Consider the following 14,762-nt stretch of genomic DNA (forward strand, 5'->3'; position numbering starts at 1 on the left):
ACCGACTCCAGTACAGAAGAAGGCTTTAGATTTATTGGGTGTCAGCCTGATATGTACCCAGTGAAGCCAAAAGTGAAATCGCCCTAAGCCAAGATAGGCATACAGTGTAGCCATTTGTCAAAGGGGAACTTCAGTCTAAAACGGCGACAAAGGACGCCTATACTGTACCTGTAGGGGAGCTTGTAGGAGGACATCACAATTTAGAAACCTGCGAAGGCAGGTTTTGTGTGTGTAGATGCGGTTCTAACCGCCCTATCCTAGTTTAATGAAGACTGCCTGTAGCAGCTTCACCAGTTCAAAGGTGACAAAAATAGCGAGGATGGCTGTAACCAAGCTATTCAAGAAGCGATTATTGCCATAGCCAAAGACAGAGGCGGTAAATTTGATCAACACAAAGGCGAGACAGGTAATGACGGCAAGTTGCAAAAAAGTCATAGGTTCTTGTTTAACTAAGTATTTTTGCTGATTAGACTATATCACCTATCCATCGACTCAGGGTGATTGGGCGTGTTGGACAACCTCTTTCAGCAATCCCTATAATAACGTTGTCTCAATCTCTTGTCTTACAGTAGCTGTGAGCTGACAATTACTCTTGAGACAGTCTACGATTAACCGATTGGCATAATCATAGGAATCAAACCGTTTTTGCCATAGCGCACCCAAGTGCCATTCATACCCTATATTTCGATGGTCAATCATTACCGATCGCAACTGCGCTACCCACTCTTGACTATGCTGACGCCACCACTGCTGAATCTTATCTTTATCGTCTTGGCAGTTAGGCAACTGCTGTTTCAATTGCCGGAGTGCGGTACTAAGTGGAGTATCTTGGGTTAGATAGTCGAGTTCAAGGGCAAGGTGTAAGGCATTGAGTCGATCATCAACCAGATCAGGAGTCAGCGCGATCGCAACGGCTAATGCTTGAGTTAAGGCTAAATCTAATCCGATATCCCCAGCTAATTCACCTGCGAGTCTAGGATCAATGGCTAAGGCTAATGTGGAGTCACCCGCGAGTCGATGATTGGGGGGTAAAGCAAGGGTTAAGTAAAAAGCCCGAACAGCCGCCGATTTATAGGAGGTGGTGACAGTCAAGGATTTTTGTCGCACCCAATCAAGTAGCCCTGGTAACGTCTGGGCGGTGGGTTCAGCAGGGGACAATTTGGCGGGCGATCGCTCGTTTTTGTGCGGCTTCTCTACCTCTGCCACAACTAAAGCATCAATCTGTTGCTTGAGGCACTGTATCATTCCATCAGCATGGGGTAACATCTGGGCAGTGAGTAAAATCACTTCCCGCCAGCGTTTTTCGGTGAAATGGGACAATAACTGGGGAATAGAGGTTTCAGCATCAGCGACAACTGCCCTTGCTGTAAAATACTCTTGAAAGGTTAAATGAGAAAACGAATAAATTCCCCTCGCCCGTTCAACTAATAACCCATGCTGTGCCTCAATGGATTTCAACACCGCCGCACTATCTAATTCTAGAGTAGCCAGATCCAGGCGATCGCCTAACTGTTGCTGTAAATAGTCACCAATCAGATGGACGAGGGTGCTTTCGGTAAAGAAGTAATCCCCTTGCTCAAACGTTATGGCGGCTATCTGACTCAGCAATTGTAGCTTATGGGACAAGGATAAATTACGATAAATATCATCCCGTTTAATCCCTCTGGCTTCATCCCAGCGAATCAGTAGCAGATCAAGTCCTTGTTTGTAGAGATCACAGCGTTTTTTGGGGAATTCTGTTTTAGTTTGAAAGACTAAACAACTCAGATTTAACAGGACGGGCGTCGTTGCCAGTTCTCGAATCGGTTGATTTTCGGGACTTTCTAACTGTTCCAGAAATAGCGCCGCTTTTTTTAATCCTGATGCAGGTTTATTCCGGGCAACGGCGATAAACCAATTTCTGACAAACTGTTCAATTTGAGGGCGTTTGAAGTCAGCCAATTCGACCTCAGTAAAGCCCGGAAATCGGTATTCTTTGGCGGCAATCCGACAGGTAATAATAATCTGGTTTTTATAATAGTGGTCGGCTAGCTGGCGAATCTGGCGAATGACGGCATCACTCCAGGTATCTGGCACTTCATCCAAGCCATCGAGTAAGAGCAATGCTCTGCCTTGATTTAAAACCGTTTCCAGCTCTGGGGCTGTCACCTGGCAACGCTCAAATTCTTGGGTAATATAGTTAAAAAGATTCCCATTATTTTCACAACAAGCATCCTCGGCAAAGTTTTTCAGGCGGATAAAAATGGGAACCTGTTCGGGTTTAAATTTACCCGTATTACATTGAATCGCCAGATATTGTAAAAATGTGGTTTTCCCGGCACCAGGTTTTCCTAATACCATTAATTTGCCATATCGTTCCACGGCTTTGAGTCCGGCAAGCCCTTCCAGTCGAACATTGCCTAAGCCCAAGCGATCAAAGTCTTTTGATTTGTCGCCTTGTAGATCGTTGAGATCGAGCCATCGTTGACTGCTAATTTCTTCGAGGATATTAACATCGACATAGAGTTCATCTAAATCAATCGGTCGGGTAATATCTAATAGACGTAGGGTTCCACATTGATGGTGCAGTTTATCATGATGCTTTTGTCGCACTTGATTGACGAGAGTATTAATATCATTGTCAATCGTTTGAACATTCGGCTTGGGATGGGGGTTAGCCATTGACGGTAACGCGGCTATTTCGTCGAGATCAAGATCGAGGCGAAAGCAAATTTCGATAAAAACGTGATGATCAACGGGTTTCCCCTTAAAAAATTTCCAAATCGGCTGACGAGTTTCTAAACCTACTTCTCCGGCTAAGTATTCCTGTGTCCATCCCTTACGCAGGAACGCTTGTTTGGCTTTTTGGATACCTTCTGTAGATGCTTTGAGCGAACGTCTTGCCATAGCCTATCGGTGATCAAGTGCAGGACAAATCCTACTGGATTTAGCTAGAGTGTTCCCACTTATTTGGTAAAATGCGACATTTTACGGACTTTTTGAGATAGGGGGAGAGATACAGCGCTTTGCGTTGTAATAAAGTACAGTAGATCAAAATCCCCCTTCAGATCCCCCTCCCGTCCCCCTATTAGATCCCCCTCCCGTCCCCCTATTAGATCCCCCTTCCGTCCCCCTTAAAAAGGGGGAGACCAAAGGATGCTTCGCTTTTTTTGCTTATGGGATTTAGGGGGATTGACAATTGTACCGCATAGCAGAGCAAACTGCTGTATAGCATTACGAGGTACGGAAAGGACATCAGTTGATCTCAAGAGGGAACAGGCAACACCTGCTCGGTAACACGCTCGGTGTGTCACAGGGAACAGTACAGAATGTCCTAACCTGTCTTGGTACTGCTATAAATATAAATCGATAACCTGGCGATTAGGATGGAGAGGTCGATCGCTACTGGCAGATGGGTGAGCGTATCAAGTTTGCCAGTAGCGTGGATGGGTAGGTGTTTTTTGAGCCGTCAACAACTCCCCCAGCGCCCCCAGCGCCCCCAGAACCCTCGGCTTCATTTATACGGGTTTTCTGATACTAGAAGGGAAACTTATGATTTGAATTGAACATTTCCATGTAGAGCGATCGCAAATTTGTGCAGATTTTAAGATAAACTTAAGCTCATAGAGATTCGGGACCTTAATAGATCTTGATCTATGGGAGGTGCTGTAGCACAGGTATTCGCGTAACACTTGTGTTGTGGAGGTGTAGCGCTGCACCCCCGCTTTCTTCAACTTTTAACCGATTTCACTTATCACAATCACCACTCCCCCAGCCAGGGGAGATGGAAGGAGGTATTCATGGCAATTTTCTCTCACATGTTTCATCGGAACTTTCTCTTACACTGCCGGCGCTTCCGCAGCCGGCTCTATTGTAGTTCCAAGTAGAAACCAACAGCAACAACCGCCAGCGGATTGGAAATCTGGGGCTAATACAACGAAGTCCGTCTTCATGGACTCTAAAGATCTATGTATGGTATGGAAATAAATTGGAATGACTAGATCTTCATCTCTGGTTGGTCGTGTTTCCCAAAGTCTGCATCGGGTTTGCGGCTTTGGGGATGAGTACGATGGCGTTTAACCTGAAGGGTTTTAACTTTATATCTGAATATCTGATTAAGGAGGAATTACAACATGGATTTTTTGTCCGATTTCTTTACGCTATTCCTGGGGAAGTTGCAGTCCCCGACACTTGGCTTTCTGATTGGTGGTATGGTCGTTGCCGCCCTCAATAGCCGACTGGCAATTCCCGATGCGATCTATAAATTCATCGTCTTCATGCTGCTCATCAAAGTCGGTCTGAGCGGCGGCATTGCGATCCGCAATGCCAATCTGGCGCAGATGCTGTTGCCCGCAGTGTTCGCTGTGATCACGGGAATGCTTATCGTGTTCATCGGGCGCTACACGTTAGCCAAGCTGCCGGGCGTCAAAGTCGTGGACGCCATTGCAACAGCGGGTTTGTTCGGTGCTGTGAGTGGCTCTACCCTCGCCGCTGGCATAACGGTACTGGAATCAGAAGGTATAACATACGAACCCTGGGCAGCCGCACTCTATCCCTTCATGGACATTCCAGCGCTCGTGACTGCGATCGTCGTAGCCAGCGTTTATGTCAGCAAGCAAAAGTCTCTCAAAAATCAGGAGTCTCTCAGCAAGGAGGAGTCTCTCAGCAAGGAGCCGGTTGCCGCAGGCGAGTATCCCACCACTAGGCAGGAGTATCGCAACCAGCAGCGCATTACCGCACAGGGGTATCCCAGCCAGGAACCCGAGCGGGTCAAAATATGGCCCATCGTGCAGGAAAGCCTCCAGGGTTCTGCCCTGTCGGCACTGCTGCTCGGCATCGCTCTAGGCATACTAACCCAGCCGGAAAGTGTCTATGAGAGCTTCTTCGATCCCCTCTTCCGTGGTCTGCTTTCAATACTGATGCTGGTAATGGGTATGGAGGCTACGGCAAGGCTTGGCGAGCTACGCAAGGTGGGTCAGTGGTACGCCCTATATGCCTTTGTGGCGCCGCTTCTGCATGGGTTCATAGCCTTCGGTCTCGGTATGATTGCCCACTACGCCACGGGATTCAGCGCTGGCGGCGTCGTGCTTCTGGCTGTCATCGCCGCCTCCAGTTCAGACATCTCAGGACCGCCCACTTTACGCGCCGGTATCCCGTCAGCCAATCCCTCCGCCTACATCGGCTCGTCCACAGCCGTAGGCACGCCGATTGCGCTTGCCGTGGGAATACCGCTCTTCATTGGACTCGCACAGGCGGTGATGGGCGGCTGATCCCAGACGGGTCGCGGTCTGCCGATGCTCCCCTTGCCCGGTGACAAACGCGGCGGCTATGTCAAGGTCTGCGTCGTCTCCATTAAACGCACCCCACTCAGAATCTTCGATTTGAGTGGGGATTCTTATGCTTGTCACTGGCGTTCGCAGCGTGTGGGAGGAACTTTTGCCTGCCCACACTAAGCGTAATTTTACTATTTGTTAATAGGGCGTACCAATACCGTGCGCCGATGTTGTAGGAAGCGGACAAGTCAGCATTGTAAGTAGGTGGATATATTAACGTGAATGGTGAAGATTGTCATTCGTCATTTGTCATTCGTCATTTGTCATACTCGCTCCCTTGAGAAGCAAGCTACGTTTATGTAAGGGTTTGAGGCTTGTTTACAAAACTTAGTATAGTGCTGTTTTCTTTTGTCCGACCACTTATGTCTCTGGCAGGATTGATGAATTTTCTAGCTTTTAAACTGAGTTAAAAACTCTAATGACTCACGCCTCTCTTTTCCTGCTTCTTATTCCCCAATCTTAACCGTAAACTTTAATGTTGGATGATCAACCCAGATTGAGTATCAACAGTCGCCTTGAAAATTGTTCCTCCCAAAGATAGATGAAAGCGCGTCCAACTCCTCCATTACAGTAGAACAATACTGCCTATTTTTATACACCCATGACTTTGATTGCTGGAAAACCTGCTTCATTTTGGATTGATTCAACGCCAACGTCTACATTTTCTCCTTTTATCAACAACCTGGTTGTCGATGTAGCGATTGTTGGTGCCGGAATCGCGGGACTGACCGCTGCGACTCTGTTAAAGCGTGCGGGTAAAACCGTTGCGGTGATTGAGTCGAAACGAGTTGCCACGGGAGTGAGTGGTCATACAACGGCAAAGATAACATCGCTGCACAAGTTAATCTATGCCGATCTTATTCAGCAATTGGGAGAAGACAAAGCCCGCCTTTATGGAGAGTCCAATCAGGCGGCAATTGAGCAGGTGGCTCAACTGGTTAAAGAGGAGCAGATTGATTGTGATTTTAGCCGTCAAAGTGCCTACACCTTTGCCAATTCTCCAGAACAGTTGAGTCAAATTGAAGCTGAAGTAGAAGCGGCGATCAAATTAGGACTTCCTGCCTCTTTTGTCAAAGAGACATCACTCCCCTTTCCCATTGCCGGAGCGGTTAAATTTGAAAATCAAGCCCAGTTTCACGCCCGGAAATATTTGCTGCATCTAGCGAAAACCATTCCCGGTAATGGCAGCTATTTGTTTGATGATACGCGAGTAGAAACCGTTGATGAAGATAGCCCTTGTCAAGTTCAAACAACCCGGGGGGTACTCAAAGCCAAAGATGTAATTGTCACCACAAATGTACCCATTCTGGATCAAGGGCTGTTTTTTGCTAAAACCTATCCGAAACGTTCTTATATTGTCGCCGCTTCGATTGATCCAGCCAAAGCACCCGATGGTATGTTTATTAGCGTCGGTGAACATTATCGATCGCTGCGGACAACGCCCTACAATGACGGTGTACTCTTACTGATTGGTGGTGAAAGTCATAAAACGGGTACAGTTACCCAGACAGAGGAACGATATCTGCGCTTAGAAGACTATGGTCGCACCCAGTTTGGCATCGATAAGTTCGAGTATCGCTGGTCAACCCAGGATATGGTATCCTTCGACAAGTTACCCTACATTGGTAAATTAACCCCAGTTAACAATCATATTTATGTCGCCACGGGATTTAGTCTCTGGGGTATGACCAAGAGTACCCTATCGGGGATGATTCTATCTGACTTGATTTTAGGACGATCCAATCCCTGGGCGGATCTGTATGACGCCACTCGCGCCACTCCGTTTATCTCGGAAACCTCGATTAAAGAGAATCTGGACGTGGGTAAGCATTGGATTGGCGATCGCTTGAAGGGGTTAGATGAGTCCTCTTTCGCTGATGTTAGCAAAGGGGAAGGGAAACTGCTCACCATTGATGGAAACAAAGTCGCCGCGTATCGAGATGAAAAGGGTTCAATTCATGCGGTTTCCGCCGTTTGTCCTCACTTAGGCTGTATCGTCGATTGGAATAGCGCTGAGAAGAGTTGGGATTGTCCCTGTCATGGTTCCCGCTTTAGTTGTGATGGACAAATTCTCCAAGCACCAGCGGTTAAGGAGATGGAACGGATTAAATAATGGTGCGTAGTGGGAGCATCTTGCTCCCCTTAGTTAATCTGAGTTTCTATCTGTGCGATCGCCTCTTCTGGGGAAGCCTCACCCTTAATCACAGAGGTAATTCCGGGTAAATAGTCATCCATCATCATCACATTGGTATAAACTAAGCGTTTGATCAGTGGAAATGTGAGGGTTGAACCTTCCATATCAATACTGGTTTTGTAGCGGATTTCTCCGTCGGTAAAATCTAATTCAAAATTACCAATAATCATGCCATAATTGGCACGGGCGATAAATTCGCCTAAAGCCCGACGCTTTGTCTTTGGCACTTTAATGGGACAAATGGAGTAAAAAACTACTTGTTGTTCTTCTTCTCTGGCGTTAGCATAGCAAGTCCATGTACCGTTTTTACCTTGGAAAGCGAGGTGCAATGTTGGTTCACCCTGAATTTTTGTATAAGTCCAGTCATCTGCGGTGAAAAAATTGGCGATTTGCTCAAAAATAGATTTATTTATAGGAGTAGCTTTGAAAGCGGCTTCTAATTCCTGAACCAGCTTATCCAGATTGAAATTGTCCAGTTTCTTGAGGAAATTGGTGCTTGCCTCAAGCATCTGGGAAGTGGCTTTTTCAGTCACCCCTGATAAATTACCCCCAGTCCAGTCTTGGAAGAAGTTGATCAGAGCGTCAGAAATTGCGTCGTTTGAATCCGACGTGGCGGCTTGGGCAAGAAGGGTTGGACTAATGTAGTCCCACAGGGTACGGTAACCTCTCTCACCTGACTCCTGGGGTTGTTTGGCTGAGAGGAGTAACCAGTTCTCGGTGGACAATAAAGGGCTGTCCGGCTGCTCTTGGCTGAGATTCAAGATATACGTTGCAGCCTCATCAACGTTGGCGGCGTGTTCTGTTAGGTGGGACAGCCAATCGGGTTTTAGAGTGGTTTCGAGCTTGATGTCTGGTTCGGGTAGAAACTCCAAAGCCTCAAGGGGGCTTCGCATTTCTGGGGTGAGATTGAATAATCTTTCAGTTTCAATGCGTTGGTAGAGTTCAGGGTTTATATGGAAGGTGAGACGACACTCAATAGCTTCGTTGTCCAGCTTAGTCAAGGTTAGAGTTACGGCGCGGACGGTTAAGGGGAATTCTGAACTAGTATCCTTTGGAAGAGCTTCGCTAACATATAGTGTCAGTTCGCTGTCCCAGTGGCAATGTTCAGTCTTTACTTCCATGCAGTTTTCTCCTACTAGCACCTACTCTATGACTTCTGTGCTGTCCTACTATGTAGCTATGCAAGCAATTCGGATATAATTATCCTTGGAGTTGTTAGGCTTCATGCTTCAATCCAACTTACAGGTGAGCGCTTGCACTCCTAATTTTTATTGTGGAGAGGTCTAATGAACTTTACTACATATGCAGGTAATTGAATCTTTATGTAGCAATCACTTTTTCCTTCACTAACTGGGGTGAAATGGGGCTTGTTTTGCTACAACTTTAAAAGAAGTGACCGCCCTTGGCTGAACTTCATTTTATGTTGTCTGTGAGATTGCCGCAGTGTCATATAACTTTCCTAAATAATATTGCAGAATCACGCAAAGCTGTCACCACGATATGGTACTGGTTCATCATAGCGCTTATTATACTCTAGGATGGCTTCGCTTAGAATCCTCAGCGCCGGATCGGATAAATCTATATCAGAGGGCATTAGTTTCGGATTTTTAACAACCTGGATGTAGTAATCTTTGCCCTTACCTACAATCGATTTACACAAGTCATCAATACCGTCTTCTGAGAGAGCGGGATCGACATAGTTCAGATAAGGTTCGGCTTTAAAATAAGCTGCAGCTTCTTCATAATTCCAACAGAACCTAATAAGTGTCCCACGGTTCATTTTTTGCAACAGCTCAACAAACTGCTCATAGTCATTTCTTGCCAGAGCGATTGCCTCCCAAAATCCATCAGGTATGTTTTCAGGTGTAAATTGTTTAAGCATAAGCAGATGAACTTTTGTGAAAAAATCATATCCTGGAAAATTTTGAGAGAAACTTGACAAACAACTGTTCATCGCTATCTGAAGTCCTCAATTTTAAGCTCATATTCTCTTAGCCATCTATACACTGTTGATGGATTTATGTTAAATTTCTCGGCGGTTTTTTTAACATTTCCATTTAGCTCAGTGAGTGTGGCTATTAGCTGTTGTTTTCTTTTTATGTCCCTTGCAGATACCTTTGTGGATGTCCTAGATACATCACCACTACCCTTCTCGACTAGATAACCTTCTTCATTATTCCACTCGTGTGTTTTATATTTAGGATTCTCTGATGATAAGTCATCAAAGGGCACAGCGGGTCCGTCACGGTCAAGCCTTGTACTAAAGTTGTCCCAGGGCAGAAGGTGTCCCTCACTTTCTAATCCTCTGTTTAGGCGCTGTTCATAATACTGGATCTTATTGGTTCCCAGATTGCTAACTGACGTAACCTCTAGCTGAAGCTTCAGGTCAAGCTTTTCCGCTGCCCTTCGATAACGGTTAAATCTGTCTATATAACTCCTACCTGTTGTTTTCCCTGATTTGATAATCGCGCCAGATTTTGCATCACGAAGAACATATATTATCTCTGTAATGGGATTAATGTTTGAGGTATTAAATTGCTTTCTCCAATCTGTAGCGTCAAATATTTGACGTTCACCTATATCTAATCCTGAGTCTCCTAAATGTTTATTCAAATCAACAGGAACCAAATCATCACCTTCCTTAATCAGACTTGGTTCATCTAATGCTCCCCCCAAACTCCGATATCGATTTCCTAGCTCTCGAAACTTCTCAGAAATATGTGCGCACTTCTCAAAAACCTCTTGATGCGCTACAAAACCCTCTTCGTCTGGTTTCTTGCCTGTGCTAAGGATAGGCTCTATTTCATCAATCTGATGCTTTAGTTGTTCGAGTTCATCCTTCAGCTGTTGGACTTGTTCAGTCTTGGGTAAAGTATTAAGTTCCCCAAGGATGTTGTCTATTTTTGTTGTAGCAGCCTCACACGCCTTGCTACAAACCCAGAGTTCTATCTTGTCGCCAATCCGTCGAGGTTTGACCTCATGATCGACATCGCCGACCTTCGTCGGCACAGTAGTCTCGGCTTCGATAGTTGGTTCTCCCACCTTTGCACTACGTCCGGCTCCAGCCTCAGTTGCCTCTTTAGTCGCTTTTTCAGCGCCAGCCTCAGCCGTCTCCTTAGCAGCTTTTTCAGCCCCTTCTTCAACGACCTCACCAGCTGCTCCTTTAGCCGCTCTGCCAAGCAGTTCATCAGCAAAGGAAATCAGTTTTTGCCCAATCTCACCTAGAGCATCCAGAACTGACTTAGCCGCACCACCAGCATTACTCAAAAGCTTGCCGATACCCTTAACAATATCGAGAACAAAACCACCCAACTTCGCCAAACCTTTGAACGCCAACCCCAACGCCTCACCTGTCCAGTCAAGAACCTTAGCGAAGATTTTGAGTACCTTCATCGCACCCTTCGCCGCTGTCACGGAACCCGCTGTCAGAATACCCAAAGCTACCTCAAAGGCGATAGTTCCCGCTAACCAACCAACGGTTTCACCCATCTGCCCTTCAGCAGTATCCTGCATCATGAATTCACAGACTTTCTGGGCAAGTTGACCTCCAGCATTGGTAATCGCTGACTCCACAGCCGCCCAAGCGTCACCCAGCTTCTGCATTAACCCCTCAAAGGTCAAACCCTCACCGCCGCTGAATGCCTCTTGCACCGCAGGCATGAAGCCTCCTGTTACTTGTTCGGCTGGGGGTTGCAGTTCTGTTCCCATCTGTTGCAATGTTTGACCAATTGCTACTTTATCCACACCTGCATCAGATGAAGCTGCTGCGGTTTGATCTGTGGCGGTTGACTGAGCAGCAGGTTGAGGACTCAGCGCCTGATTCGCCGTATCGTTGAGCCAGCTAATCAGATTACCTAACCCCTTAATCCCTTCATACATCAGAACGAATGGGTCAGTCAGCCCTTCCCAAATGCCCTTCAGTAAACCCTTAACAAATCCCAGGATAAACGCAGGGCTACCACCGCTGATAATTGTTGCCAGCTTGTTGGTAATCGCCACCTTGGGATTGATACCAGTTTCGCTATCTGTTTTTTGCCCCTTCACACCCTTAAGAAAACCAAGCACACCCGCCTTGAGCATGGGCCACAATAGCCCAAACATCGGTAAGGATGGCGCAGCTTCTAACAAACCGATAACGACATCCAGCAAGAAATCAATGATGGGCAGTTTATAGCAGTCATCCAGCATCCGCCAAGCGGAACCCGCTAAGATAACCGGAATCATCGCCGGATTAACAATAGCTAGCGCCAGAGAACTGAGAACCCCAGCGTAAGGTTCGATTTTTGCCTTGATTTTGACGAAGGCTTCCTGTACAGCTTGAGCAGCAGCTTGGAATGATTGCTGCCCCCAAGTTACTAGCTCTTTGACACCATCCGACACAGCCTGTACTAGAGACTGCGCCGCACTTAACAAGGGTACTCCAGTCACCGCTCCCAATAATCCCAGCACGGCTTCGCTCAGTTGCACAGCTTGGTTCACCAAACTGGTAACCGTGGACTGCACCGCCTGACTGAAACCCTGTACCGCACTTAAGAGTTGGGGCAAAATCGTATTGCCCATTTGTTCGTGGGCACTTTTGACAATATTTGGGTCATCCTTGTGCGCCCAAAGCCATTGCACAGACTGCACCAATTGGGGTACGAACTTGACAATCGCGGCAATTATCCCCACAGGGGAGAAAGCGAGCAACACCGTACCCACTTTTTTCAGGGGTTCGATAACTGGAGCAAATGTCACCTTAATTTGCTCCCACACTTCTGAAGCTTTGGTCTTCAACCACTCCAGAATGCCACCCTCGCCATCGCCACCGAAACCGAGTTGCTGCTTCACCCAATCCCATGCTGCACCCAGGGTATTTCGCACAGGAGCCCCCCACTCCCAGATAGTCGTTGCCAGTCCCTTAACAGCGTTAAACACACCACCTGCCACATTCATCAGCGTGTCAAAGGCTGGAGCAATGACCAAATCTGTAACTTTTTTGAATGTACCGCTAACCGTAGTAAAAGCCGTCTGGAGTTGTTTGATAACTGGGTTGTCCATAAAGGCTTGACCCAATTCTTGCAGCGACTTTATGCTGTTTGCAAATGCTTTACATGAGGCTGGGTCACCTTTGCCCAATCCCTGAATCGTGGCAAAAACTCCAGCAAAGCTGCTCTTGAGTCCAGCGATGACGCTACCGATATCGACGTTCGCCATCACCCCAGACAACCAACCTTTAACCCCCTCCTTAATTTTTTCGCTCAGTATCCCAACTGGACCCTGACGTATCAAATTAGCCAAACCTGGAGCAACTCTGGCAACCAATGCAGCAAAGGCATCTTTGCCCATCGAAGCAGCGTCTCCAACCTTATCCCCAACCCATTGAGCGCCCGAACTCACTGTATCTCCCGCCCATTTTGCACCTGCACCTAAGGTATTTGTGAAATCATCCCAACCCCATTTCTGAACGGCTTTGTTGTCCTTGGGAGTAATGTTTTCAGCAAGAGACTTCCGTTGGATTTGCTCCTCTTTTTGCTCGTTTTCGGCACAGGTTGCACACTTCATCTGGATAGATGTACCCAGGTCTTTATTATTAAACGGCTGCTGTTGCGAATTTTTTTGAACTTGTACGGCTGATGTCGATATTGAATTGGCAGATTGGGCAGGATTAATTTTAGTTTGGATAGATTGTTTATTAGAGCGTAGGCTAGTTAGTGGTTTTTCCTGGAGAGTTTTAGCTGCACCCTGCTGGATGGTGTGGGTTAACTCATGTGCGGTTAACTCATCAACATTGGGAGATTTCCCTGCACCATAGTAAATATTACTGCCATGGGCAAACGCTTGCGCTCCCAACTCCTTATTCATCTGCACGGCTGTGGAGTCGGTATGCACTCGCACCGCACTAAAATCAGCACCGAAGCGAGGCTCCATGAAACTACGCACATTCTCAGGTAAAGAATTCCCTCCACCCTGAGAACTAGCGAGACGATTTTCTATACTGGGACTGGCTTGGCTGGTATCTGAGGCGGAGCGTTGGACTAAGGAACTAATCGATTTAGCCAGAGGGGGTTTATCGGCTTCGGTTTGGCGCTGAACAGACTGAGATAGAGTAGAGTCTGGCATTGCCATGACTTTCGCCGCCATGGTATCTGCTTCTTGTTCGTATTTATCCCCTGGTTCACCAACGGTTAGTTTAGTCTGAACAGATTCGTCTTTTTCCTCTTGTTTTTCACATTCACTACATTTCGCCTGAATCGCTCCATCAGACTGTACTAGCTTTTGAGGACGTTTCTGTTCCTTGTTGTTTTTGAATTGAAGATTCGACAGAGTGCTATTTGAACCGGAAGCTGTATTATCCTCTGGGTTATCGGGTGGAGAACTGGCAAGTTGCTGATTATGAAGCGATTCGGGTTGTTTTTCTTCCGGTTCTTCTAGTGGACTTTCGCCAGAACTATCCTGACGTTGGACAGAATAATCCTGAGACAATTGTTGAGCCTTAAACTGATTCAACCCATTCAATACAGAATTAGCTCTTTGTCCTATCTGGGGTTGATACTGATGCTCTAATCCGCTTGTGGAAAGCGTCCTCTGCACTGGAGATGGCGGTGAACCTGGAGTATTAACCGGAACCTTGAGCCAGTTGGAACTCAAACGGGATGCTTTTTCCTTTTGAGCCTGTAAATCCGGCTTTTGAGATTGTGGGTGTGTACTTTCTGCTTCAGATTGCTGATTAGGAGTGACATCTTCTTCCTTTTCCTCTGTGTTAGGAGACTCTGGATTGGGTGATGCGGAGGTGGACAGTTCCTTTGGCTGAACTGTCTCCTCTTCCTCTTCGGAAGTTGTTTCAATCTCTGGTTCTTCTGGCTGCTTGCTGTTACTGTCTAATTCTTCACTGGCTGGTTGTTTCTGAACAGGTTGGGGAGGTGGGGTTTGGGGTACATTAACTGGGACATTAAGACCGTTGTAGCCGACAAAGGCTGACTGTTCTAGTTTCTGTTGCAAAAACGCCTTTTGTTCTTCAGGCGACCTTTTCACAACAGGTTTCCGCGGCTTGGGGACTTTGAAACGGCGTCGCTGCAACGGATTGGACGCGGACGTGCGACTCAACGGTGAGAAATTTTTTTTGCGGATGGGTTCTCGAAAAGACATAGCCAGACGCTTCCCCAATCAATAGTTGGTCTTTTGAGTGCCTCCCTATCCCGCCAATAGCCTGTGTGGGATTGTTGGAAGAAAATATCCCTAATCATACCTCCAAGGAGAGAAAGACACCAGAACCA

The 14,762-nt window shown here is 46.8% G+C and carries 7 protein-coding genes; 2 read left to right on the forward strand and 5 right to left on the reverse strand.

Translation table 11 applies throughout. The annotated features are described in order from the left end of the window. Positions 1 to 252: 252 nt before the first annotated feature. Positions 253 to 435 carry a hypothetical protein gene (locus RID53_RS21100; protein ID WP_446370597.1) on the reverse strand — a complete coding sequence of 61 codons (183 nt, stop codon included), beginning with the start codon at positions 433 to 435 and terminating at the stop codon, positions 253 to 255. A gap of 99 nt (positions 436 to 534) precedes the next feature. Next, complete coding sequence (locus RID53_RS21105) at positions 535 to 2,886, reverse strand: NACHT domain-containing protein (RefSeq protein WP_446389959.1); 2,352 nt, start codon at positions 2,884 to 2,886, stop codon at positions 535 to 537. Between the two features lie 1,226 nt (positions 2,887 to 4,112). On the opposite strand from RID53_RS21105, the gene RID53_RS21110 reads away from it, so the two are divergent. Together RID53_RS21110 and RID53_RS21115 are read left to right on the forward strand one after the other, a co-directional pair. Then, complete coding sequence (locus RID53_RS21110; RefSeq protein ID WP_446389960.1) at positions 4,113 to 5,249, forward strand: sodium-dependent bicarbonate transport family permease; 1,137 nt, start codon at positions 4,113 to 4,115, stop codon at positions 5,247 to 5,249. Between the two features lie 664 nt (positions 5,250 to 5,913). Beyond that, positions 5,914 to 7,425, forward strand: coding sequence for an FAD-dependent oxidoreductase (locus tag RID53_RS21115; protein WP_446389961.1), 1,512 nt, complete (start codon positions 5,914 to 5,916; stop codon positions 7,423 to 7,425). Positions 7,426 to 7,454: 29 nt separating this feature from the next. Here RID53_RS21115 and RID53_RS21120 read toward each other — a convergent pair whose 3' ends face one another. The 3 genes from RID53_RS21120 to RID53_RS21130 all read right to left on the reverse strand — a co-directional run bounded on the left by RID53_RS21120 (position 7,455) and on the right by RID53_RS21130 (position 14,634). Next, positions 7,455 to 8,627, reverse strand: a complete 1,173-nt coding sequence (locus tag RID53_RS21120) for a YbjN domain-containing protein (protein WP_446389962.1) — start codon at positions 8,625 to 8,627, stop codon at positions 7,455 to 7,457. A 356-nt stretch (positions 8,628 to 8,983) separates the two neighbouring features. After that, positions 8,984 to 9,460, reverse strand: coding sequence for a hypothetical protein (locus tag RID53_RS21125; protein WP_446389963.1), 477 nt, complete (start codon positions 9,458 to 9,460; stop codon positions 8,984 to 8,986). A gap of 2 nt (positions 9,461 to 9,462) precedes the next feature. Beyond that, entirely contained in the window at positions 9,463 to 14,634 is a 5,172-nt protein-coding gene (locus RID53_RS21130) for an eCIS core domain-containing protein (RefSeq protein ID WP_446389964.1), read from the reverse strand. Positions 14,635 to 14,762 lie beyond the last annotated feature (128 nt).

The organism is Coleofasciculus sp. B1-GNL1-01, assembly GCF_040220235.1.
Taxonomy (GTDB): Bacteria; Cyanobacteriota; Cyanobacteriia; order Cyanobacteriales; family Coleofasciculaceae; genus Coleofasciculus.

Bases quoted from the DNA above. Each gene is read 5' to 3' on its own strand.
- RID53_RS21105 (WP_446389959.1), bottom strand. From the start codon at position 2,886: ATGGCAAGACGTTCGCTCAAAGCATCTACAGAAGGTATCCAAAAAGCC.
- RID53_RS21115 (WP_446389961.1), top strand. From the start codon at position 5,914: ATGACTTTGATTGCTGGAAAACCTGCTTCATTTTGGATTGATTCAACG.
- RID53_RS21110 (WP_446389960.1), top strand. From the start codon at position 4,113: ATGGATTTTTTGTCCGATTTCTTTACGCTATTCCTGGGGAAGTTGCAG.
- RID53_RS21100 (WP_446370597.1), bottom strand. From the start codon at position 435: ATGACTTTTTTGCAACTTGCCGTCATTACCTGTCTCGCCTTTGTGTTG.
- RID53_RS21125 (WP_446389963.1), bottom strand. From the start codon at position 9,460: ATGAACAGTTGTTTGTCAAGTTTCTCTCAAAATTTTCCAGGATATGAT.
- RID53_RS21120 (WP_446389962.1), bottom strand. From the start codon at position 8,627: ATGGAAGTAAAGACTGAACATTGCCACTGGGACAGCGAACTGACACTA.
- RID53_RS21130 (WP_446389964.1), bottom strand. From the start codon at position 14,634: ATGTCTTTTCGAGAACCCATCCGCAAAAAAAATTTCTCACCGTTGAGT.